We start from the raw sequence: 21,311 nt of genomic DNA, 5'->3' as shown, positions 1-21,311 counted from the left end.
AATTTTGGGAAATTAAAAAACCTCCCTATTGGAAGTTTTTTAGGATGTATTTTATTCTGTAAGCCTCATTTCCTGGGCAATAAGCTCATAAGACTTTAACCTTGATTCGTAGCTATTTGTTATCGTCACTAGCATCAATTCTTCTACTTGATACATCGCTTGGAGGTCAACCAATTGCCTTTTAACTTTATCGGGTGCCCCAACAACCATTTTCTTTCTACGCTTTTCAACCAATTCTTTTTCTTTAGAAGTAAAGTCGAGTTGCTTTAGTTCCTTGGTGGTTAGCAACGATGTACTTGTCTTCCTATCCTTCCATACTTGCTTGGCCAACTGGTAAAATGCCAGTTCCTCTGCCTCCTCAGTCGTTTCAGCACATATTACGGAGACAGCAACAATTGGACTAGCTGTTTCTATTTCTCTCGCATACTCCCTGACAATCTCTACTCCATTAGCATCTGACATGAAATGACCGAATGCATAAGAAACTCTTTTTTCGGCAGCTAGCTTGCCGCTCTTCCCACTTGTACCCAGTAGCCATATATCAGGTGGAGGGGAAGCTACAGGGTTGGGAGTAATTTTAGAAAAGATGTGATCATCAGAAAACCCGTTATAACAAAATGCAATGAGTTCATCTAATTTATTGGGAAATTGCTTTACGTTCTCTAAAAAATTATCCGACAATGCCATCGTTGCTTCAGCAGAGCCACCAGGAGCACGTCCTACACCAAGATCCACTCTTCCTGGAAACATGGTTGCAAGCAGATGGTAGCGCTCTGCTATTTGATAAGGTTTATAGTGTGGAAGTAATACAGCTCCAGAACCAATTCGCATTCTGTTCGTTCTGGCACCAATCTGGCTTAATAATATATCGGGGGCTGGGGATGCAAGATCGTCCATGTCATGATGTTCTGCAGTCCAGTACCGTGTATACCCTAGTTTATCCCCCGCAATCGCTAATTCAATTGATGCCTGTATTGCTTCATAAGGACTACTTCCTTCTAGCACGGGTACTTGATCTAGTATACTAAGCTTCATATCATCACTGCTTTCTTTTTGTTTCTTCTTCCAACATGTTATCTACCATCTTTTCAGCGGCTTTCCTATAAAAGTTACTCATCTCCGTAAAGGTTGTAATTAGTAAGAGTTTTTCTAAATACGTCTTCTCCTTACTCCCTAATTTTTCAATCTCCACTTGAATATCATTCATATGATTTTTGACCCCACTATTAAATATGTCCAGATTCTGGTCAAATAAAGTTAGGTAACTCATATAAAGTGTGAGAAGGTCGAAATCTTCCTCCACTATTTGGTTATTCAATGTCTCCAGCGTTTGCTTTACGTCATGTATAGACAATGCACCTTTCATCTGATAAATCATGCTAATAAGCATAATATGGTCCCTTGAGTATTTTTTATTTTTTATAGGAAAAAATAATTTACCTTTGGCATAGTTATTTATCATCGTTTTTGTCAATACCTTTTCCTCTTCATTACGCTTAGTAGGAGAGAATTTCTTTTCAAATAACTGAATTACTTGATCCATATAAAGGTCGATATCAGGAATATCCTTAATATCGAGCCTAGTATCCAGTTGCAACTCATCTAAAATCTTGTTTATATCCATTTTAAAACCTCTTGTTTTTTCTTCTATTATAAGGGAAATAAATAAGTGAGTAAACCTTGACTACATCTTAGTATTAGGATATAGTCATTATATAGTTTTCGAAACTACATACAAAGGTAAAGGTGATGATTATTCTTGGGTACGTATATGCGTGAACCGATTAATGGACTAACTCATTTATTCGGAGCAATTCTTAGTTTTGTAGGTTTGGTGGCAATGGTAATAAAGGCTTCAACAACAGCTGATTCCACACTGGCAATATTTTCAGTTATTATTTTTGGTATCAGCATGACACTACTCTATGCAGCTTCTGCAACCTATCATTTGGTCGTTGCAAAAGCACATGTCATTGCTTTTTTACGACGCTTGGATCATTCGATGATATTTGTACTAATTGCAGGAACCTATACGCCTTTATGTCTGATTAGTTTAAACGGGGTGACAGGCTGGGTGTTGTTTACCATCATTTCAGCAATCGCTGTAGCAGGAGTTACTTTTAAATTAATTTGGTTCCATGCACCACGATGGTTGTCTACTGCTTTATATATCGCGATGGGTTGGATTGTCGTCTTTTTCAGCTCTTCCCTTGCACCAGTTCTTGGTACAAACGGAATGGCTTTGCTTATAATAGGTGGCTTGATTTACACAGTTGGAGCATTCATTTATTGGTTGAAACCAAAGTTCATGAATTTTAAGCATTTTGGATTTCACGAGATTTTCCATATTTTCATTCTGCTAGGGAGTCTCTTTCATTTCCTTTGCGTTTATTTATATGTGTTGTAAAAAAAGTGGCTGGGACATAACGTCCCAGCCACTTTTCTTAATGTTTAACAAGCTTATTAATAGCTTACGATTTCTGACTTCACATATTCGTACACGAGCTGTTCTGTATGATGTAAGGATTCTTCATGGGTTCTTTCATATGCATGAGAAGAATCGATTCCAGGGCCTATTAGTCCATGGATAATATCATGCCCTGATCGGATAGCCGCTGAGGCGTCTGATCCATAATAAGGGTAAATATCAAGCTTGTAGCCAATTTTATTCTTTTCCGCTAACTGGACAAGATGCTTGCGCAATCCATAATGATACGGGCCTGATGCATCCTTTACACAGATCGAAACGGTAAATTCATCTGTAGATTGACCATCTCCCATGGCTCCCATATCTACAGCCAAATATTCAATCGTTTCTGGCGTTACATTGGAATTTCCGCCATAGCCTATCTCTTCATTGTTTGAGATAAGGAAATGTGTCGTATATGGCAGTGTCAACTTCTCTTCTTTTACCCTTTTAATTAGTTGTAGCAAAATCGCAACACTTGCCTTGTCATCAAGGTGACGTGATTTAATAAACCCATTATCGGCAAATTGAACACGTGGATCAAAAGAAACAAAGTCCCCTACTTCAATACCAAGCTTCCTGATATCCTCAGCATTTTCTACCTTGGCATCGATCCGTACCTCCATGTTTTCCTGATTTCGTTTTGCATCTCCTGCCTCTTTATAGACATGGACTGACGTTTGGTGCATAAGGATTGTCCCTGTAAAAACCTTGCCACTTGATGTATGAATTTCACAGTATTCTCCTTCTATAGCGTTATATTTAAATCCTCCAATTAAATCTAAACGAAGTCGCCCATTACTTTTCACTTCCTTTACCATGGCACCCAATGTATCCACATGGGCAGTTAGCATTCTATGCTCTTCCTCATTTGTTCCGGGTAATATGGCTATTAATCCGCCTTTTCGGTTACGCTTTGTCTCCACTTTTAAGTCCTTCAAGAAATCTTCAACAAACTGGATCACTTTTGTTGTGTTGCCTGATGGGCTTGGTATAGACACTAGCTGTTTAATTAATTCTTTTGTTTCACTAACTTTTGGATATGTAGACAAGAAAATTCCCCCTGCACCTATTTTTAGAAGTTTCAATTAGTTAGGATTATACGTGATCCTTGCAGGCAAGTAAACTTCTTGGATTGTAACCTTCTTTAAAAAGAGTATTCCTTTTTCCTAATGGGTAATCTATAGTTACCTGGAAATTGAAAGAGAGGATGTGTAAAATGAACAGATTGTTTATGATTTTAGCTTGTATTGGTCTACCACTCTCTATTATTGGTTCCATATTTCATTGGTCAGCCGTAATTATGTTCGGTATTTATTGTTTAACTATTATAGCCTTAGCAGGGTTTATTGGAAGAGCTACGGAAAGCCTAGCAATTGTATTAGGGCCTCGAATTGGTGGTTTATTAAATGCGACATTCGGTAATGCCGTTGAACTTATTATTTCTATTTTTTCACTGAAGGCCGGACTTGTAAGTATTGTTCTAGCTTCTTTAACTGGTTCCGTTTTGGGAAATTTGCTACTTGTAGGAGGGCTTTCTTTTTTCATTGGTGGTCTAAAATATAAACGGCAATCTTTTAGTAAACATGAGGCACAACATAACGCAGGACTACTTATTTTCTCTGTAGTTGTCGCCTTCGTGATACCCGAGGTCTTTACAACAACGATGAATGACCAGGATACCATGTTCCTTAGTGTTGGGATCTCCATCATTTTAATCCTGTTATACTTAGCGGCCCTGTTATTTAAATTTGTTACACATCGCGGAGTTTACCAGTCCAATAATAAACAAAAGGAGAATCACGAAGAGGAAGTGCCAGAATGGAGTAAATTGAAAGCCATTATAATATTAGCACTCTCTACCATTGCCGTAGCCTATGTTTCGGAGCACCTTGTCTCTACATTTAATGAAGTTGGGGAAACATTTGGTTGGTCAGAATTATTTATTGGGGTTATTATTGTTGCTATTGTCGGTAATGCTGCAGAGCATGCCTCAGCCGTCATGATGGCATACAAAAATAAAATGGATGTAGCAGTTGAAATTGTTGTCGGTTCAACACTGCAAGTAGCAATGTTTGTGCTTCCTATTCTCGTTCTACTATCCCTACTTTTTACCACCTCCATGCCTCTTGTCTTTACATGGCCTGAACTTATTAGTATGGTGACAGCAGTTTTATTAATGATCATGCTGTCAAACGACGGTGACTCAAACTGGTTTGATGGCTTGGCATTATTAGCAGCATATATCATTATGGGACTCGGATTTTATTTTATTTAAGGTCACAGAAATATTTTCCGAAATAAAAAAGCTGGTTTTCATCATAGAAAACCAGCTTTTTATTTATATTTAAGCTACTACATCGTAGCCTTGTTCTTCAATAGCGTCCTTCATGGCTTCAACATTTACTTTTGATTCATCAAAAGAAACATCTACTTTGCCTGCTTCCAACTTAACTATAGCTTCTGAAACGCCATTTAAATTATTCAATGCATTTTCAACTGACATCTTGCAATGTCCGCATGACATACCTTGAACATTCAATGTTTTTTCCATGATCTTCACCTCCTTTAAAAAGTATAGCTTATAGTTTTGCTCGCTTTAATCGAAGTGAGTTAGAAACTACACTTACCGAGCTTAACGCCATTGCCGCACCAGCTATCCATGGTGCAAGTAATCCGACAGCCGCGACTGGGATTCCAGCTGTGTTATAACCAAAAGCCCAGAAAAGATTTTGGCGGATATTTCGAATTGTAGCATGACTAATTCTAATCGCTTTTGGTATGAGCAATAGCTCTCCACCTAGTATGGTTACGTCAGCAGCTTCAATTGCTACTTCTGTACCAGTACCAATTGCAATCCCAATATCAGCAGTTACCAATGCTGGTGCATCGTTTACACCATCGCCAACCATTGCTACCTTTTTACCCTGTGCTTGTATTTCTTTCACTTTATCGGCCTTTTCTTCAGGTAACACTTGGGCAATCACTTGATCAATTCCTACTTGTTTTGCAATCGCATGGGCGGTTCTTTCGTTATCTCCTGTCAACATGAAGACCTCTAAGCCCTGTTCTTTTAACTCTTTGATTGCTTGTATTGCTGATTCTTTAATTACATCTGCCACTGCGACAATTCCTCGATATTCTCCATCAATGGCAATTAACATTGCTGTTTTACCCTCAGTTTCAAATTTGACTAATGTCTCTTCATTATTCTCAATATCTACTTGATGATCTGTCATTAGTTTCCGGTTACCTACAAGAATTTGTTTCCCCGAGATCCTTGCTTCGATACCGTGGCCAGGTATTGCATCGAATTCTTCAACTTCAAGAAAGTCCATCTCATTTTCTGTTGCATAAGCTACGATCGCCCCTGCAAGTGGATGTTCCGAGCCTTTCTCTGCACTAGCTAACAGCTGTAGAGCTTCCTGGTCACCGGAAAAGTCTGTAACTTCTGGTTTTCCTTTGGTGACAGTTCCTGTTTTATCAAGAACAATTGCATTTAGCTGATGTGTGCCTTCTAAGTGTTCTCCACCTTTAAACAAAATACCACTTTCCGCCGCTCTTCCCGTTCCTACCATAATCGAGGTCGGTGTAGCTAGCCCCAATGCACATGGGCAAGCAATAACAAGTACAGCAATTGCTGCAACTAAAGCTGGTTCAAATTGGCCTGGCTCAACAAATGCAATCCATACAACAAATGTTAGGATGGCAATACCTACAACAATCGGTACGAAATAGCCTGAAATAACATCTGCTAAACGTTGAATTGGCGCCTTTGACCCTTGCGCTTCCTCAACTACTTTGACTATAGAGGCTAGGGCCGTATCTTTCCCCACTTTTGTTGCTTTCATTTCAATAGAGCCATTTTTGTTTATTGTGGAGCCGATAACCGTAGCGTCCAGTACCTTTTCAATTGGAATGGATTCACCAGTTATCATTGATTCATCTACTGAAGTTCTTCCCTTTACAACCATACCGTCTACGGGTATTTTCTCACCAGGTTTTACTACTAATCTTTCTCCAACAACAACTTCCTCTACAGGCAGCATGATTTCTTCACCGTTCCTAATAACACGAGCCTCTTTGGCCTGTAAATTTAGTAACGAGGATAATGCATTTGTTGTCTGACTTTTGGCTTTTGCTTCCAAGTATTTTCCAAACAAGATTAATGTAATGAGAATTGCACTGGTTTCAAAATATAAATGTGGCATATAGTCATTGCCAATCGTCTTGAGTGCTTCGTATAAACTATAGAAGTAAGCAGCGCTCGTGCCTAATGCCACAAGCACGTCCATGTTTGCCCCGCCATTTTTTAAGTTTTTGTACGCTCCCACATAAAACTGCCAACCAATGATAAATTGAACAGGTGTTGCTAGCGCAAATTGAAACCATGGGTTCATAAGTATTGCTGGTATTTCCATATTAAATAAGTGAACCAGCATGGTTATTAATAATGGTGCAGATAGCACAGCTGAGATGATCAACTTGGATTTCTGCCGTTGCAAAGCTTTCTCTTTATGCGTTCTCTTTTCTGCTGCTTCCGCTTTAGGTTTTGCGTCATACCCTACATTTCTTATCTTCTCAATTAATACTTTCGGGTCAGTCAAGCCTGGGTTATATTCAATCGCTGCACTTTCAGTTGTTAAGTTAACCGTTGCAGAATTAACACCTTCTTGCTTATTCAAAACCTTTTCGATACGAGTAGAACAAGCTGCACAGGTCATGCCCAATATGTCTAGTTCTGTTTTTTCCATTAACACGCCGTAGCCCACGTTTTCTATTTTTTTCGTAATATCTTCAATTGAAGCTTTCTCTATATCATAGCCCACCGTTGCTTTCTCCGTTGTTAAATTGACCTGAGCTTCCACTCCGTCCATTTTATTTAGAACCTTTTCAACACGTCTAGAGCAAGCTGCACAGGTCATTCCTGTTATATTAAGGGTTGCATGATGTGTGTCGCTCATAATTCTCTCTCCTTATTTAGAAAACTGTTTCATAACACTCATTAGTTCCTCGATGGTTTCTTTTCCTTCACCCTGCTTGATAGCATCACTCACACAATGGTTGATATGACGTTCCGTGACAGAAAACCCAACATTTTTCAGAGCAGATTGAATTGCGCTGAGCTGGACCAATATATCCATACAGTATCTATCCTCTTCAACCATCTTTTGAATGCCGCGTACCTGGCCTTCTATACGTTTCAGACGGTTGATAACCTTTTGTTTTTCACTTTGTGTTCTCGGTTTACTTGGGTGTTCATGTAAGAATTCATCCAAATGGATCACTTCCTTTTTATTTATATTTATACTATACCCCCATATGGTATTTATGTCAAATAAAAGGAGAGGTTGTAACTAATAAAGCTACTCGTTTAATTTGTCACTTAAACGAAGAAACTATAACAAGATGAAGCCAGGGTATTTATAAACTGTGAAAGGAAGTGAACATTTAAATAAACTTTTCTAAATTTTATCTTCCCAAGCTGCGTTGAGTCTCCTATTTACGAGATCGCACAGACGTAATTGCCAAAACAGCACCAACCAAAGCGATTATTCCCATCCACAAAAAAGCTTGCTGAAAGCCTTCATTCAAGGCAACTACCGGTGATTGAGCATTACTGGAATTAGTAGCAGCCCCCACAATTGCAACTATTACTGCTAAACCAACTGCTGATCCAATTTGATAAAAGGTATTATATAAACCGGATGCTATACCAGATCTATCTGATTCAACTTTTGACACAGATGCTGTCGTTGCAGGTAGGTAGGCAAGTGCATTTCCAAGGGATGCTATTAACGAAGCTAGTAACACATTAGTCCAATAGTTTCCTGATACTGTAGCAGTCTGAGAAAATAAAATACCTGCAACTCCAAGTAGGATGAATCCTGCAATTAACGTTCTTTTAATTCCAAACTTCTCCATTACTTTTTCAGCAATCATTATCATAAAGATTGCCATAAAAATAGGCATAGGTAACATTGCCATTGCTGCAACAAATGGAGAAAGCATTAAAACTTGCTGTAAATACAGAACAAGAATATAAACTAATGGAAACCATGAAGCTGCTATTAAGAAAACAGAAACATTGCCTATAGCAAGATTAGGCGTTTTAAAAATGTTAAGTGGCAATAGCGGTTCTTTTATTTTGGACTGGGCCATAATAAAGACAATAAATAATATAGCCCCAATTAAAAATGGTATTAATGTATTAGATGACTGCCAGCCACTATGCTCGGCTGTTACTATTCCATAAACAATTAACATGGAAGAAATCGTAACTAAAATGGCGCCGAGATAATCCACACGACCAGTGGCTTTACGACCTACCTTTTGTAGTAGTTTTGGTGAAAGAATAAGCACTATAATTCCCAGTGGAACATAGATCAATAAAGTCCAACGCCAACCAAGAAACTCTGTAATGACACCACCCAGAACGATACCTAAAGCTCCACCTGCTGCACCGGAGAGCCCCCAAAAGGCAAGGGCTTTGCCCATTTCTTTTGCATGAGAAGAGAATAAGATCATAATCAAAGAAAGGGCAGCTGGTGCAATAAGTGCAGAGCTTAATCCTTGAACTGCTCTTGAAGCATTTAAACTTATTTCGCTCCATGCTATACCGGCGAATAATGATGAGATTATTAAGGTTGTGACTCCCAAATTAAAAATGTGTCGATTACCAAATAAGTCGGCTAACCTACCACCTAATAGTAAAAATCCTCCGAAGAAAATTAGAAAGGAACTCATTACCCATTGTAAATTTTCTTGACTATAGCCAAGATCTTCTTGAATAGATGGTAGGGCAATTTGAATTATGGCCGAATCCATCATTACAAGAAAGTTTGCAAAGCACAATAAGACTAGTGCTTTCCAGCGATTTCGATCTGGTTGCGATATTGAATTTTGTGCAGACATGATGTTACTACCTCCGAAACTTTTATTTTATTAAATACTTAAATTAGCAATTGTTTCTTACATGCTCTCTTCCAAAATTTAAAAAAAGACTCTCTTTTTTTACCCATTTGTGAATAAGCGGTGATAAGTTGATCTACTGTCTCGTATAATTCTTCAGGATTTAAGTTTTCCTTTAGTAAAATACCTACTTCAGCATCTCTTCCCTTGCCTTTTCCACCAACATATAAATTATAATTTTCCTTATATTTCATAACTCCTATGTCACTAAGCATAGGCTCCCCACAACCAATTGGACAACCTGTGTAGGCCATCTTTAACGTAAACGGAACTGCCTTTCCAGCAAAACGCCGATTTAACTCTTTTGCTATAGGCATACCTTCCCGTTCCTCTCCTTTACAAAAGTTACAAGTCCTCAAGTTTTTCACAAAATCACCAACCGGATAACAAGCTAATCCAACACTACTAAACTCATAGATGATTTCTTCTTTTCTATTCTTAGGTATTTCTATATAAAGTTGTTGAAAAGTGGTTAATTCCAGTTCGTCCTCTTCCTTCATATATTTTGAAAGGGTTATCAGCTGTTTGGCATTTAGCTTTGCTCCAAATCCAATTCCGCCATTGACCGCAATTTTAATTGTGTCCTCCGTCTCCATATTCTCTCCCCTTCTTTATTTATTACCCTACCCAGGAAGGGTATTAATTTTGTAAAATTTTTCCTGCCAGTTAAAACCTAATATTTTACTTAATATTTAATAACTTCATTATTTCACTCTTGTTTCTCTCAAACCCTATCATACTTGTTGACTTACTCTTACCGAAAAATGACGGACGAGAAAATAAAAGGGTTGGTACAATTCTATTTCCTGTTATGTTTTTTAGATCTTTTTCTTTTTCAGGATCTTTTGCTAGATCGTATTCCTTGTGGGGTATTTTATAATGCTGCAAGAATCCCTTCAAATCTTGGCAATCAGAGCAAGTAGGCCTAGTAAAGACTTCCAATTGATAGTTTTTCATCTTTAAATTCACCCCCAACGATATAAAACAAGCTGCTAATTATTTTACATCTATAACATAAGAGCAGACATGAGCGTTACCAGCAAACTTAAATTCAGCCTATATTTTATACTTACCTGGCTTAGTAAAATGAGCGTTAAAGGTTGTTGTTTTCTTAGAAGCAGGATGAACATGAATATATTGCTCCATATTTTCATCAATGATTACCACATGACCTAACGCACCAAGATATCGTTCAGGTTTTTTCCCATGTATTTCAAAGACTAATGGCACTTCATCATTAACTGTTGCTACTACAGGGGCCAGCGTAACTGTTTTCCTATTATGCTCTTTTGTCCGATTATTTTTCGCTTAAAGATTTGCTTTGCTTGTTTTATTTGTTCCAACCTGTAGCATATTTGGCTTTGTTTGATACGCTTTTTTTCAGGAGTAATATCAACGAAAGCTTGTTCTTCAATCACTTTAGTGATATCTTCTATGGCTATTTTTACTGATTTAACGGTTACGTCCATTTTCCCATCTTGCAAATCAACCTTTATTGATTCCAATTCCACACCTCTAAGTTATGCCACCTGCCCTTCAATAGTCTTTACACAGTGTCCAACAAGGCATGCCTTGTACTTGGAGTGTTTTATTTATCATGTTAATTACCTCCTCATTTCATCTAAGGTCACTTTACCATACCCCTGATGGGTATTGTCAAGAAAAAATTTATCAACTATCTTCCATCATGCCTAAAAAACCTATTATTCTTTAATCTTTTAAAACATCTGTTCATCTAGCACGAAAGACATTCAAACACCAAAGTATTTCCCTTGGCTCACTTGGTATTTTCATTTTCATTTAAAAACTCCTCTCAATTTACCTATTTCATATAACGGAATAGTTCATTGAAAAGAGTTTTTATATCTTAGTAACCTAATTAAGTTAAAGTATTGCTAATCAATCTTTAATAACTGTGCATTAATTGCAACGATAATAGTACTCAATGACATGAGAACGGCTCCAATAGCAGGAGTTATTAAAATACCTGCAAAATATAATATACCTGCCGCTAGAGGTATCGCTATAATATTATAACCTGCAGCCCAAGCAAGATTTTGAACCATCTTTCGATAACTTGCTTTTGATAACTTAAAAATATTTAAAATATCTACAGGATCACTATTGACTAACACAATGTCAGCTGTCTCTATAGCCACATCTGTTCCTGCACCAATAGCAATACCTAAATCTGCTTCTGCAAGTGCAGGCGCATCATTAATTCCATCCCCAATCATGGCAACTTTCCTACCATTACTTCTTAGTTCTTTAACATATTTCGATTTCTCATGTGGCAAAACTTCTGCAATTACTTTTGTTATGCCGAGCTGCTCCCCTACATAATTTGCAACACGGCTGTTATCTCCAGTTATCATCACTGTTTCAATGCCTCTACTATTTAATGCTTCAATGACACTATAGGAAGATTTGCGTATGATGTCTGCTAACGCAATCATCCCTTGTAATTCATTGTCTTTTAAAATGAAAACAACGGTTTTTCCTTGCTCAGCAAGCTTTTCGTATGTCTTCACATCAAAAGTTAATTGATTTTCTTTCATGGCACCTGGGCTAAACACTGCAATTTCTGATTCGTTCACTTTAGCCGTTAAGCCTTTACCTGTTAGCGTCTCATACTCTGTTACATTATAAAGTTCGATGTTGCGTTCTTCCCCTTCTTTGACAATACCTCTTGCAATAGGATGATCAGACTGTGTCTCCACAGAGTATGCCAACTTCAATAATTCATTTTCCTCTATGCCTTCTGCTGGGTGAATATCTGTTATGCCAAAATCCCCTTCTGTAAGGGTACCTGTTTTATCAAATACCACACGATCCAGTTTCCAAGCACTCTCGAATGGTGTACGGTTACGAATTAATAATCCCTTTTTAGCTGCAATTGCTGTAGACCTTGAAGTTACAAGTGGTCCAGCTAACCCTAAGGCATGTGGGCAGGCTATAATTAGAACGGTGACCATTCTCTCTAAAGCAAAGTCAAAATCACCTGTGATGCTCCAGTAAGCTATAGTTATAATACCTGAAACAACTGCCACATAAAACAACCATTTAGCCGCAATATCTGCAAATCCTTGTGCTTTGGAATTAGTCTTCTCAGCATCACTTACTAGTTTGATAACCTGAGACAGGTATGTGTCATTACCGGTATTATTAACTTTAATCTTTAATACGCCTTCTCCGTTAACAGAGCCGCCAATCGCTTCCATCCCAGGAGATTTCTCAACTGGAACAGATTCTCCAGTCAACATCGATTCGTTGACAGGGGATTCCCCTTCAAAGATTTCACCATCCAGAGGTATCTTTTCCCCTGACTTCACTAGGATCTGATCTCCCTTCTGCAAATCTTCGACAGGTACTTCCATTATATTTCCTGATGTATCAATTTTATGGGCTTCTTTTGGCATTAGTTTAATTAACTCCTCAAGTGCCTTTGACGCCCCCATTACGGATTTCATTTCCACCCAGTGTCCAAGCAGCATAATCACAATCAATGTTGCCAGCTCAAAGAAAAAGTCACTACCATCAATAAAGAAAGCTGTTAAGGAACTATACACATATGCTGTGATAATGGCTAGGGAAATTAACAACATCATTCCTGGTGCTTTTGCTTTTATTTCGTCCCAAGCACCAAGTAGAAATGGTTTGCCCCCATAGAAAAAAACAAATGTGGAGAGCAAAAATAACACCACTGTATCTCCAGAAAGATTCACTTCATAACCTATAAGCATCTGAATCATAGGTGATAAATATGATATAGGGATAGCAAGGATTAATGTTATCCAGAAACGCTTTTTAAATTCCTCTACCATATGCCCATGATGATCACCGTGTCCTCCACCGTGTTCAGTGTGATGATGGCCGTCCATCTCCTGTTCACTATGTTCATGGGAGATGTGGTTTTGCTTATCATGGCTTTCGTGATGGATAAGATGTTCGTGGTTATGATTGGATTCCTCTTCTTCTGGTTTATGACTAAGGTGTTCGTGATGTTGGTGCATATCCTGTTTCTCTTCTTGATTCATGTCTGTCATTACCTCCTTAATTTAGATCTTCTATTTAGGATGTACCAGCGTCCTATTATTATGTTCATATTTCACAATACCCCCGTAAGGTATATAAAAAACATACACACAACAAATTTATGAATTCCATAACTAAATGTTGGTTTAGGTGAAATTAGAATGGGAACGGTATAGAAAACAGGATAATATAAATTACTACAGGAGGTTTTAGAAATGACACATGAAAAACATCAAGAATTGATCCAAGCTTTACACGAGTGTGCAGCAGCATGTAATCACTGTTTTGATGCATGTCTTAAAGAGGAAGATGTCAAAATGATGGCTGAATGTATCCGGTTGGATAGAGAATGTGCGGATATTTGCAGTTACTTAGAACATGCTCTATCAAGAAACACACCATTCGCTTCTGAACTATCCTCGGTGTGTGCTAAGATTTGTGAAGCATGTGGTAATGAATGTAAAAAACATGACCACGAGCATTGTCAAAAATGTGCGGAAGCTTGCTTTAAGTGTGCAGAAGCATGTAAAAGTATTGCTTAATTAATCCAAACTAAAAAAGTTGCTCATCACGGTAAGTACCTTGATGAGCAACTTTTCTTACGGGCTATTATTCGATATAGGGAAAAAGGGTAATTTCTATATGAAGATGTGACTTCAAGCATAAACTTATTTAAAATCAACCATAAGGTTTCAAATCCCGTCATAATACAGGTTCTCATACTACTTTCGAGGTCTTTTTATAAAAATTTATATTTTTAAGGCACTTTACCCTCATTATTTAATACTTACTGAAGCTTTTTCGTTTATAAAAATACTTTGTGAAACTAAATACTTTATAGTATTATTAGGCGAGTTTTCCTTTTTTTAACTTTAGACATTTCATTTGTACTCCTGAGTATAAGATTTTATACAAGTATTCAATACCCATCTTACTTTATGAGGCAATTAATTGTCGCTCACTATTATTATTTTGAATTACTAATAAATTGCTTAGTATATTTTCATTATTAACCACTATAAAGAGCGTGGATCGACCCTAAATTAGAGAGCATATAAAATGAAGAAGGAAACTTCACCACGAATTAACGAACGAATACATCCCCTAATCACCTATGGGAGAGTACACAATTTGATTCGGTCGTACGTAACAAAAGGTATTTGATAATAAGGATGTTAAATTAAGATTTATAGTTTTAGTTATTATCTAATTCTAGATATAAATGTAGGAGCAGGTTAAGATTATTTGAACTCTTGAACTTAATTTTCTTTGTTATATTCTATTAAACTATTTTTATCTTCAATAAAATTATCTATGTATTCAACTAATAAATTATCCGCATCACCTGTTAGTCGAAGAATCTCTTCAGGTGAGGGAAGAGGATTAAATTTATATATAATATAATCAAAATCTCTGAATAATTTTTCTTTACGTAAATATTTTTTCTTACAGTCCTTTAAATCATTCATTATTGGTAATGAAGAAGTACTTAACGAATTGCAATCGTATATTGTTTGAATTGGCACCCCTAAAATAAATATAAATCTAAGTAAATCATAAAAATGGTCCTTATGTTTAGAATCACTCTCCATAAGAGCCAAACGCAAACTACTAGCTATATCAGACTTTTTAGTATTCTTATTTGCTAAGAATACTAAAATATTATCAAAGGGAATTGTTATATCTGGAATAACACCTTCTAACTTCTTTACCAATTCGTCTATATAACTACCGATTGGAAACCTTAAAATTTTGGGGGTTTCTCTTATTAAATCACCAATTGCTGACGCAACCCATCTATCAAAATCACTAACATTTACTTCTTCATAATTATATTCGTCTTTACCTAACCATGTATTGCAGCTATTGCAGGTTGAAATGCTTCCTTTCGTATTTAATGCTAATTGTGAGCTTCCACAAGAGGGACAAGTATGACGTAGTTGAATATTATGTAGGGGGCAAATTTTTACATGTTTTACATTCCAAAGCAATGGTTGGTAAACAGTGCCATTCTCTATTTTCATTTTAGACAAGCATTGGGGACACCATTTTTTATACGGAGTTATTACTTTATGATTAGTGATTCCGCCCCAGGAGATTAAGGTAAGATAACGCAAATCTTTTCTATGAGTCAACGTTTCTAAGGCGTTAATAAATTCAATTGTTAACGGGGTACTACCATCTAGAAACCTACCATCACTGTATATATTGTTGTTACTCTTCTTTAAATCATATGTGGATTTATTAAGGAAGGGATATATTAAATACTGAATTAGGCTTCTTGTTTTTAAATTATGTACATTCGATAATCTTAGCAAATAACTTGTTAAGCTTTCCACCATCAAAGTACCTATTCCCATAGGTTCTAGATTGTATAGAGTACTTCTTCTAGGATGACTTATTTCATTACTATTAATCATTTCTACTTCACCTACTTCACCTATATAGTTTTTAATTATTTCCCTTTATTCACCATGTATTAACACTATAAATGTGTACTAAATTAATTTGGATGAAGCCTAATACTATTCTATATATCACCCACTGCGTCTCTTTTGGGAAGCCTAACTCCAGGTTTGCTTTTTTTCTTACTAATCCCTTTACTTTCATGTTCATTTGACTCCTCATTATCTCTTTCATTAGCGTAACCAGGCATACCTAATAGCATAGAAACGTCATCCTCTTTTCTTTTATTGTTTAAAACATTAGCTTCTCCTTCAATTGCCTCCTTGGCTAGTTTATACGTTTGATTGGTTGTTAAAGCGTACTCTTTAAAATGTTTTAAAGTTAATGTTGTTATGTCTGGAGTTTCATGTAAATTATACTCAAGTGTTGTTGAAACTAAATCTTTAAGAATCCCTATACAACCTACACTTACTTGGTAAAAATACTTCCAGTGCTCCACTAGATTTGGTTCGGTTAACAAGGGTATCTGTTTTTGAATATTCCATAGCGTTTTAATGAACATTTCTTGCTCAACTTTTTTACGAACATCATATCTTCTAAAATGTATATCTAAACCACGTCTAGCTAACTGTCCAAGTGAGTCTCTAAAATCTAATATTTCATATGTACCAAACATTACATGAGGTGTATTCGAGTTAGATACTAAAGATTTTATTAAATTCATTTGGTCTGTCGCAGTCTTGGCAGAACCGTTGAATGTCATATGTTGTGCTTCATCAATTAATAACGCTTGTGTTTTTCTATATACTAATGCATTCTCTAAAGATCTTCTAAGTGCTCTGTTTGGCTGTCTTTCTTTATTAGTAATCTTTTTATCGATATCAATTTTATGCTCTATCAATGGCTCATTCAAAGCCATAAGTGCCCTAATATAGTGTTCCTTCCAGTCATACTTTCCATTATCAGGTGCAATGGCTTCACATCTTGCAATAGGAATAATACTTTGATCACTAATCATTATCTCTCTATTGATTTTCAAGATTCTTTCATAAATTCTTTTTACCAATTCTGATTTGCCAACACCGCTTGGTCCATATACTAAAAATATCTGTTTGGTCGAGGGGTTCGTGATTCTTTTTAAGATTTCATTAAAAGCCACTATAAAAAAGGGGTGGGCAACTGAATAATTGTTAAAATATCTAATACGCTCTATAGGAGTGTCTTCTAATAAGTGAATTGGAAAGTTTTTATCCATATCTTACAACTCCTCATAAGGTTCGAACTCTATATCTTCGATCTTGATTTCATTTATGTTATCAGTAGTATTATCTACGACTAATTTAAAATTTTCATTTACAACCTCTTCGTAATTGCTTTGAATTTTCTCGTCAGGTGATTCTTTTAAACCACCTTCAATAACATATAGATTTCTTATAGCTCTGTCTTTAAGACGTTGACTTAACAGCGATTCTTCAGCCTCTAATGAAGTTAAGAAATCTGTTATCATTTTCACTGTAACATTAGTTTTCCTCTCACTGAGTTTTACTCTAGTTTTTAATTCCTGAAAAGCTATATTAAGTTCTTTTTCAGTTCTATTCTTTAATACGTTATATTTCTCAGATTTAAGTTCAATCCATCTCTTGTTTACATACGCATACGCAATTCCCATATTAAACGGATCATACCTAACAAGGACAGACCTGTTCTCAATTGAACCGTTTCGAAAGGATGAATCCCAATAATAAAATCTATTTATTTTCACACCATAACCAGGTATAACTTTCGCTGTTCCTTTTTTAGTACTAGGTAAGGTTAGTATACGAAATAATTCATCATAGGCTATCCTTGTAGCTTTTCTTTCACCGCCTTTTAAGAGGCTATTTTCATATATATTTTGTGGGGTGGTACCAATTCCACTGTGTTCCGTTTTATTGTATATATCGTAAGCCCATCTACTTAAATATTCATATAGCTTTTCCAATGTCCAAATTGCTAAATTTCTAGGATTAACACTTTTTGAAACTTGTCTAACATTTTTTGTTATTTGTGTGTTTCCAGCTAGGTTATAGAGAAACATTTGATTAGTTGTACCAAATAGTCTTTCTATTACGCTCCCATATCTTGGTTTGGAACCAGGTCTAATCTTCTTAGTGCAATAATTTCTACTTAGTATTGTATCAAAGTACACACTATTAAAGTCTTTACCGCCATCTACGACGAGTGTACTCGGAAATCTTGAGTATTTTTTTACACACTCCCTTAATACCATCATATTGCTTCTATAACTAGGGGCATCAAATGATATATATAATGCTAAAATAATTCTTGAATAGGCATCAATTAATAAAGTTAACCATGGCCGTCCTAGGTTTTCTCCTGTTATTGAACAAATCAACTCGATATCAAGTTGAGTATGATCGATGTGACAAATTTCAAAGACCCGGTCACCATGTCTAGGTGTCTCAGAGTTTAAAAACCAACTAAATTCTCCATTACTATATGCTGCTTTATATCCTTTCCTCTTCTTAACTTGCTCATGCTTTGGGGTTTTGTGAATATTTTTTGTGAATGTATAGTAACTTGGTGGATCAAAATTATTTTTATAACAAACCTGTTCAAATTTTCTATGAACCGATCTCATCGTACTTTGTTTCAAATCCTCGTAACTTTCGTGTATAAATTTTTCCATCAATTTTTGTAAATCGTCTTCAAGCCTTTGAGTTTTATTTCCTTTTTTATATTCCTTTGACAACAATCCTACATAACCGTTTCCATATTCCTTTTCAGCATCTCGGTAACTTTTTATCCAATTATAAATTGTTCTTTCAGTAACAACTTCTTTTTTATCCCCCAAGGTATCTGATTGTTCTAAATACGGGAGAATAGTTTTATACCTTATATTCGCACCTTCCAAATCTTTTGGACTTGCGGTATTTAACAGTTCAATTTCAACATTTTGGACAGTTTCTATTTTTGAGAAACCTTTTATTTTACCTTCTTTAACTAGATAATCTAGTGTTGTAATAGGAATCTCAGTTGTGTTCTCTGCTGACTTTAGGTATACATTTCTTGACCCTATATTAATAATTTCCCATTCTATATCATCCCAAAGCAGTTTTTCACCAAATTGTGTTTTAAAGGAAATGGTATTTTCAGGGCCTCCTTTAACGCTAGAAGATACCATATTTCTATAGGCTTTTTTGTATTCTTTATTAATATAAACTCTAGCTGAATAATCTGGTATTACTTCATTGATTATATCAATGTAAAGTTCTCCTAATATCAATAAACTATAAAGGTCATCTGCGTTAAAATTCCCTTCTATTTCTAATATATTTTTAAGTGTAATACCAGGGTTTAGAGTAGCTACTTTTAATATTTCTCTTTTAACATTATCATCAATATATAACTCATTTGATTTTAAAATGAAGTCCTCTAAAAACCTTACATTTCTAATATATTTTTGATTTAAATCCTTATCGGTCCTAACTCGAAAGGACAGTCCATATTTTTCTGCATATTTTTCTGCGGGAGGACATCTCCATACGCCAAATTCATCAACAGAGTATCTTTCTGGCCATTTTATTGAAAGTCTTATTAACTCCTCTTCTGTCTTCCATTCTTCCCAACCAATCCAGTCTTCCTCAATTACAAAGAAATCAGATGTGTACAAATGACCTTTATTTACCCCTTTAATTAAATATTCAATTTTAAATGATGGTGGTTGATCATAAAATTCTAACACGCTAGAATTTATTTCTTTAACTATTATCGCTACCAACTCAAGAGTATGACTCTCAAATTGTATAGTGAGACCCATTTTTTTACTCGGATATGTACCTGGGACATTCTTTCCACCACTTCTAACCTTTCTTGCTGGGTCTGATAAACGAATTTTCATAACTTCGTTTATCGCTTCTTTACTAAGTTGTTTTGAGCTTAAAAATCGTTCAATATCCTTGATCAACTTTATCACCTCAAAATAAATTTTATTATATTAAGATAATTCTATGTTTTTGTCATAAATCCTCTTTTATTGTATTATCAGCAATTAATAAATGTCTCTACTTAATGAGATTTCTCCATTTTAAAGCAATCTCTCTTTCTTTAATCAAATACGGTCCATCGATTATAGCTTCAATTTTTCTTCTACTAGGATAAATGTTTCTGCTTTCTAATTTGTTAATTGCATTGACTAATTCATTATTAGCATCCTTTTGTCTAATTGCCTTTTTTAGTATTAAGTAATCTGAATAAATTTTAACTATAATTTTGCTTTCTTTTGGATATTTTAAATATAACAAGCGCCTATCACACCCAATATACTCAGCGATGCATTTGAGTGATTTTGGTCCATCTATATAATCTACATTTATGTATTTATTCAAGTATTTTTCTATAAAGACATGGTCATGTTTTTTTCTTATTATGTTGTCATATATGTGAAAATTATCACCACTTATTACTTCTTGTAATGGGCATCTCTCAAGAAAATATGGTATATCTATACCTAATTTTATACAGATTAATACCAAAGATTTTAAAGTAGGTATATTTTCCCCCTTAAACCAGCATCTAAAGGTGGACTTCGATATTCCAAAATACGCAGCTGATTTATTAACGTTGTTCCCGAAGTAATTGCTTACATAGAATTTTAGAGCCTCAGAAATATGATTTCTTTGATAATTATTAGGAACCCTTAACATGTTTATTACTTGATTAACTACCTTTAAACCTTCTTCAGTTGGTGAACTTGTATTATTAGTATTAATTCCTACCCACTTTTCACACTTAGAACAATAGCCAGGCCTACTTTTTCGAGAAATGGTCTGCATTTTTTTACCACAAAATGGACATTTATTAACTAACTGGACTTTATGAATCGGACAATATTTTACTATCTTTAGCGTCCATATTAATTGTTCATAAACAATTTCCCCCTTCTCCTTTGCATCTAAATAACATAATGGACACCATGCCTTTTCATCCCTTAATAATCCTCTTGTAGGCAAGATATTCGCCCAAGAATTAAATGTTAATTCATTTAGATCATCCCTATTTGTAAGTATAGAAATTACTTTTATAAAGTCAGTTGCTAGAGTATCGATTCCGTTTATTCCACCAGAAGTATTATAAAAACCATCCCCGCCCTTATACGCAATGTTATTTATATATCTTTTATCCAATAGGGGAGTGATTAATTTAGAAAATAAAGCTCCCTGTGTAAGGTTATGACTTTCCGCTAGCCTTGAAATATATCCTGATAAAGATTCCCTAAATTCTGTTTTTATATGCATCGGATCTAAATTGTAAAGTACACTCCTTAAGGGTACTACTATAGTTTGATTAAGGATTTTATACACCCCCTAAAATTTATTAGGGTTATTTTATCTATTTAGTTAAATATTTATTCAAAAACCTTTTACCCAAT

The 21,311-nt window shown here is 35.6% G+C and carries 18 protein-coding genes; 3 read left to right on the top strand and 15 right to left on the bottom strand.

Translation table 11 applies throughout. The annotated features are described in order from the left end of the window. Nucleotides 1-51: 51 nt before the first annotated feature. Nucleotides 52-1,035, bottom strand: a complete 984-nt coding sequence (locus tag ACTWPF_RS06965) for an MsnO8 family LLM class oxidoreductase (protein WP_106897290.1) — start codon at nucleotides 1,033-1,035, stop codon at nucleotides 52-54. Nucleotides 1,036-1,039: 4 nt separating this feature from the next. After that, on the bottom strand, nucleotides 1,040-1,624 hold the full coding sequence (locus ACTWPF_RS06960; RefSeq protein WP_443148778.1) for a DUF1836 domain-containing protein: 585 nt from the start codon (nucleotides 1,622-1,624) through the stop codon (nucleotides 1,040-1,042). A 135-nt stretch (nucleotides 1,625-1,759) separates the two neighbouring features. On the opposite strand from ACTWPF_RS06960, the gene trhA reads away from it, so the two are divergent. After that, nucleotides 1,760-2,407: a PAQR family membrane homeostasis protein TrhA gene (trhA, locus tag ACTWPF_RS06955; protein ID WP_443148777.1), complete on the top strand. Its 648-nt coding sequence runs from the start codon at nucleotides 1,760-1,762 to the stop codon at nucleotides 2,405-2,407. Between the two features lie 56 nt (nucleotides 2,408-2,463). Here trhA and ACTWPF_RS06950 read toward each other — a convergent pair whose 3' ends face one another. Continuing rightward, nucleotides 2,464-3,519 (bottom strand): M42 family metallopeptidase, encoded by a 1,056-nt coding sequence (locus ACTWPF_RS06950; RefSeq protein ID WP_443148776.1) that lies wholly within the window; start codon nucleotides 3,517-3,519, stop codon nucleotides 2,464-2,466. A 167-nt stretch (nucleotides 3,520-3,686) separates the two neighbouring features. Here ACTWPF_RS06950 and cax point away from each other — a divergent pair, with 167 nt between their 5' ends. Then, complete coding sequence (cax, locus tag ACTWPF_RS06945) at nucleotides 3,687-4,745, top strand: calcium/proton exchanger (RefSeq protein ID WP_238020162.1); 1,059 nt, start codon at nucleotides 3,687-3,689, stop codon at nucleotides 4,743-4,745. A gap of 69 nt (nucleotides 4,746-4,814) precedes the next feature. Here the strand turns inward: cax and copZ are convergent, their stop codons facing one another. The 8 genes from copZ to ACTWPF_RS06905 form a co-directional block, all read right to left on the bottom strand. After that, nucleotides 4,815-5,021, bottom strand: coding sequence for a copper chaperone CopZ (gene copZ / locus ACTWPF_RS06940; RefSeq protein ID WP_106897295.1), 207 nt, complete (start codon nucleotides 5,019-5,021; stop codon nucleotides 4,815-4,817). Between the two features lie 28 nt (nucleotides 5,022-5,049). After that, complete coding sequence (locus ACTWPF_RS06935; protein ID WP_443148775.1) at nucleotides 5,050-7,431, bottom strand: heavy metal translocating P-type ATPase; 2,382 nt, start codon at nucleotides 7,429-7,431, stop codon at nucleotides 5,050-5,052. A 12-nt stretch (nucleotides 7,432-7,443) separates the two neighbouring features. Then, nucleotides 7,444-7,746 carry a metal-sensing transcriptional repressor gene (locus ACTWPF_RS06930; protein ID WP_036574957.1) on the bottom strand — a complete coding sequence of 101 codons (303 nt, stop codon included), beginning with the start codon at nucleotides 7,744-7,746 and terminating at the stop codon, nucleotides 7,444-7,446. A 220-nt stretch (nucleotides 7,747-7,966) separates the two neighbouring features. Continuing rightward, a complete protein-coding gene (locus ACTWPF_RS06925; RefSeq protein ID WP_443148774.1) occupies nucleotides 7,967-9,382 on the bottom strand; it encodes an MFS transporter in 1,416 nt (471 codons plus the stop codon). A gap of 38 nt (nucleotides 9,383-9,420) precedes the next feature. Beyond that, a complete protein-coding gene (locus tag ACTWPF_RS06920; protein WP_106897298.1) occupies nucleotides 9,421-10,035 on the bottom strand; it encodes a nitrite reductase in 615 nt (204 codons plus the stop codon). A gap of 85 nt (nucleotides 10,036-10,120) precedes the next feature. After that, nucleotides 10,121-10,396: a glutaredoxin family protein gene (locus tag ACTWPF_RS06915; protein WP_106897299.1), complete on the bottom strand. Its 276-nt coding sequence runs from the start codon at nucleotides 10,394-10,396 to the stop codon at nucleotides 10,121-10,123. Between the two features lie 293 nt (nucleotides 10,397-10,689). Continuing rightward, nucleotides 10,690-10,944: a hypothetical protein gene (locus tag ACTWPF_RS06910; RefSeq protein ID WP_443148773.1), complete on the bottom strand. Its 255-nt coding sequence runs from the start codon at nucleotides 10,942-10,944 to the stop codon at nucleotides 10,690-10,692. 390 nt (nucleotides 10,945-11,334) lie between these two features. Then, nucleotides 11,335-13,476 carry a copper-translocating P-type ATPase gene (locus tag ACTWPF_RS06905; protein WP_443148867.1) on the bottom strand — a complete coding sequence of 714 codons (2,142 nt, stop codon included), beginning with the start codon at nucleotides 13,474-13,476 and terminating at the stop codon, nucleotides 11,335-11,337. A gap of 213 nt (nucleotides 13,477-13,689) precedes the next feature. Here ACTWPF_RS06905 and ACTWPF_RS06900 point away from each other — a divergent pair, with 213 nt between their 5' ends. Continuing rightward, nucleotides 13,690-14,016, top strand: a complete 327-nt coding sequence (locus tag ACTWPF_RS06900) for a four-helix bundle copper-binding protein (protein WP_161465630.1) — start codon at nucleotides 13,690-13,692, stop codon at nucleotides 14,014-14,016. Between the two features lie 717 nt (nucleotides 14,017-14,733). On the opposite strand, the gene ACTWPF_RS06895 is transcribed toward ACTWPF_RS06900, so the two are convergent. From ACTWPF_RS06895 to ACTWPF_RS06880, 4 genes are all read right to left on the bottom strand, one after another. After that, nucleotides 14,734-15,894: a TniQ family protein gene (locus tag ACTWPF_RS06895; RefSeq protein ID WP_443148772.1), complete on the bottom strand. Its 1,161-nt coding sequence runs from the start codon at nucleotides 15,892-15,894 to the stop codon at nucleotides 14,734-14,736. 110 nt (nucleotides 15,895-16,004) lie between these two features. Beyond that, complete coding sequence (locus ACTWPF_RS06890) at nucleotides 16,005-17,135, bottom strand: ATP-binding protein (RefSeq protein WP_443148771.1); 1,131 nt, start codon at nucleotides 17,133-17,135, stop codon at nucleotides 16,005-16,007. Between the two features lie 3 nt (nucleotides 17,136-17,138). Further along, a complete protein-coding gene (locus ACTWPF_RS06885; RefSeq protein ID WP_443148770.1) occupies nucleotides 17,139-19,847 on the bottom strand; it encodes a Tn7 transposase TnsA N-terminal domain-containing protein in 2,709 nt (902 codons plus the stop codon). 97 nt (nucleotides 19,848-19,944) lie between these two features. Further along, nucleotides 19,945-21,177 carry a TniQ family protein gene (locus tag ACTWPF_RS06880; RefSeq protein ID WP_443148769.1) on the bottom strand — a complete coding sequence of 411 codons (1,233 nt, stop codon included), beginning with the start codon at nucleotides 21,175-21,177 and terminating at the stop codon, nucleotides 19,945-19,947. Nucleotides 21,178-21,311: the final 134 nt, after the last annotated feature.

The organism is Oceanobacillus sp. M65, from assembly GCF_052246275.1.
Classification (GTDB): domain Bacteria; phylum Bacillota; class Bacilli; order Bacillales; family Amphibacillaceae; genus Oceanobacillus_B; species Oceanobacillus_B jordanicus.
The sequence above is the reverse complement of the archived record's forward strand: the minus strand, read 5'-3'. Positions and strand labels throughout refer to the sequence as shown.

Excerpts from the sequence above, each read along its gene's own strand:
- ACTWPF_RS06895 (WP_443148772.1), bottom strand. The coding sequence starts at position 15,894 with ATGATTAATAGTAATGAAATAAGTCATCCTAGAAGAAGTACTCTATAC.
- ACTWPF_RS06900 (WP_161465630.1), top strand. The coding sequence starts at position 13,690 with ATGACACATGAAAAACATCAAGAATTGATCCAAGCTTTACACGAGTGT.
- ACTWPF_RS06915 (WP_106897299.1), bottom strand. The coding sequence starts at position 10,396 with ATGAAAAACTATCAATTGGAAGTCTTTACTAGGCCTACTTGCTCTGAT.
- copZ (WP_106897295.1), bottom strand. The coding sequence starts at position 5,021 with ATGGAAAAAACATTGAATGTTCAAGGTATGTCATGCGGACATTGCAAG.
- ACTWPF_RS06965 (WP_106897290.1), bottom strand. The coding sequence starts at position 1,035 with ATGAAGCTTAGTATACTAGATCAAGTACCCGTGCTAGAAGGAAGTAGT.
- ACTWPF_RS06960 (WP_443148778.1), bottom strand. The coding sequence starts at position 1,624 with ATGGATATAAACAAGATTTTAGATGAGTTGCAACTGGATACTAGGCTC.
- ACTWPF_RS06905 (WP_443148867.1), bottom strand. The coding sequence starts at position 13,476 with ATGAATCAAGAAGAGAAACAGGATATGCACCAACATCACGAACACCTT.
- ACTWPF_RS06935 (WP_443148775.1), bottom strand. The coding sequence starts at position 7,431 with ATGAGCGACACACATCATGCAACCCTTAATATAACAGGAATGACCTGT.
- ACTWPF_RS06890 (WP_443148771.1), bottom strand. The coding sequence starts at position 17,135 with ATGGATAAAAACTTTCCAATTCACTTATTAGAAGACACTCCTATAGAG.
- ACTWPF_RS06880 (WP_443148769.1), bottom strand. The coding sequence starts at position 21,177 with ATGCATATAAAAACAGAATTTAGGGAATCTTTATCAGGATATATTTCA.
- cax (WP_238020162.1), top strand. The coding sequence starts at position 3,687 with ATGAACAGATTGTTTATGATTTTAGCTTGTATTGGTCTACCACTCTCT.
- ACTWPF_RS06925 (WP_443148774.1), bottom strand. The coding sequence starts at position 9,382 with ATGTCTGCACAAAATTCAATATCGCAACCAGATCGAAATCGCTGGAAA.
- ACTWPF_RS06920 (WP_106897298.1), bottom strand. The coding sequence starts at position 10,035 with ATGGAGACGGAGGACACAATTAAAATTGCGGTCAATGGCGGAATTGGA.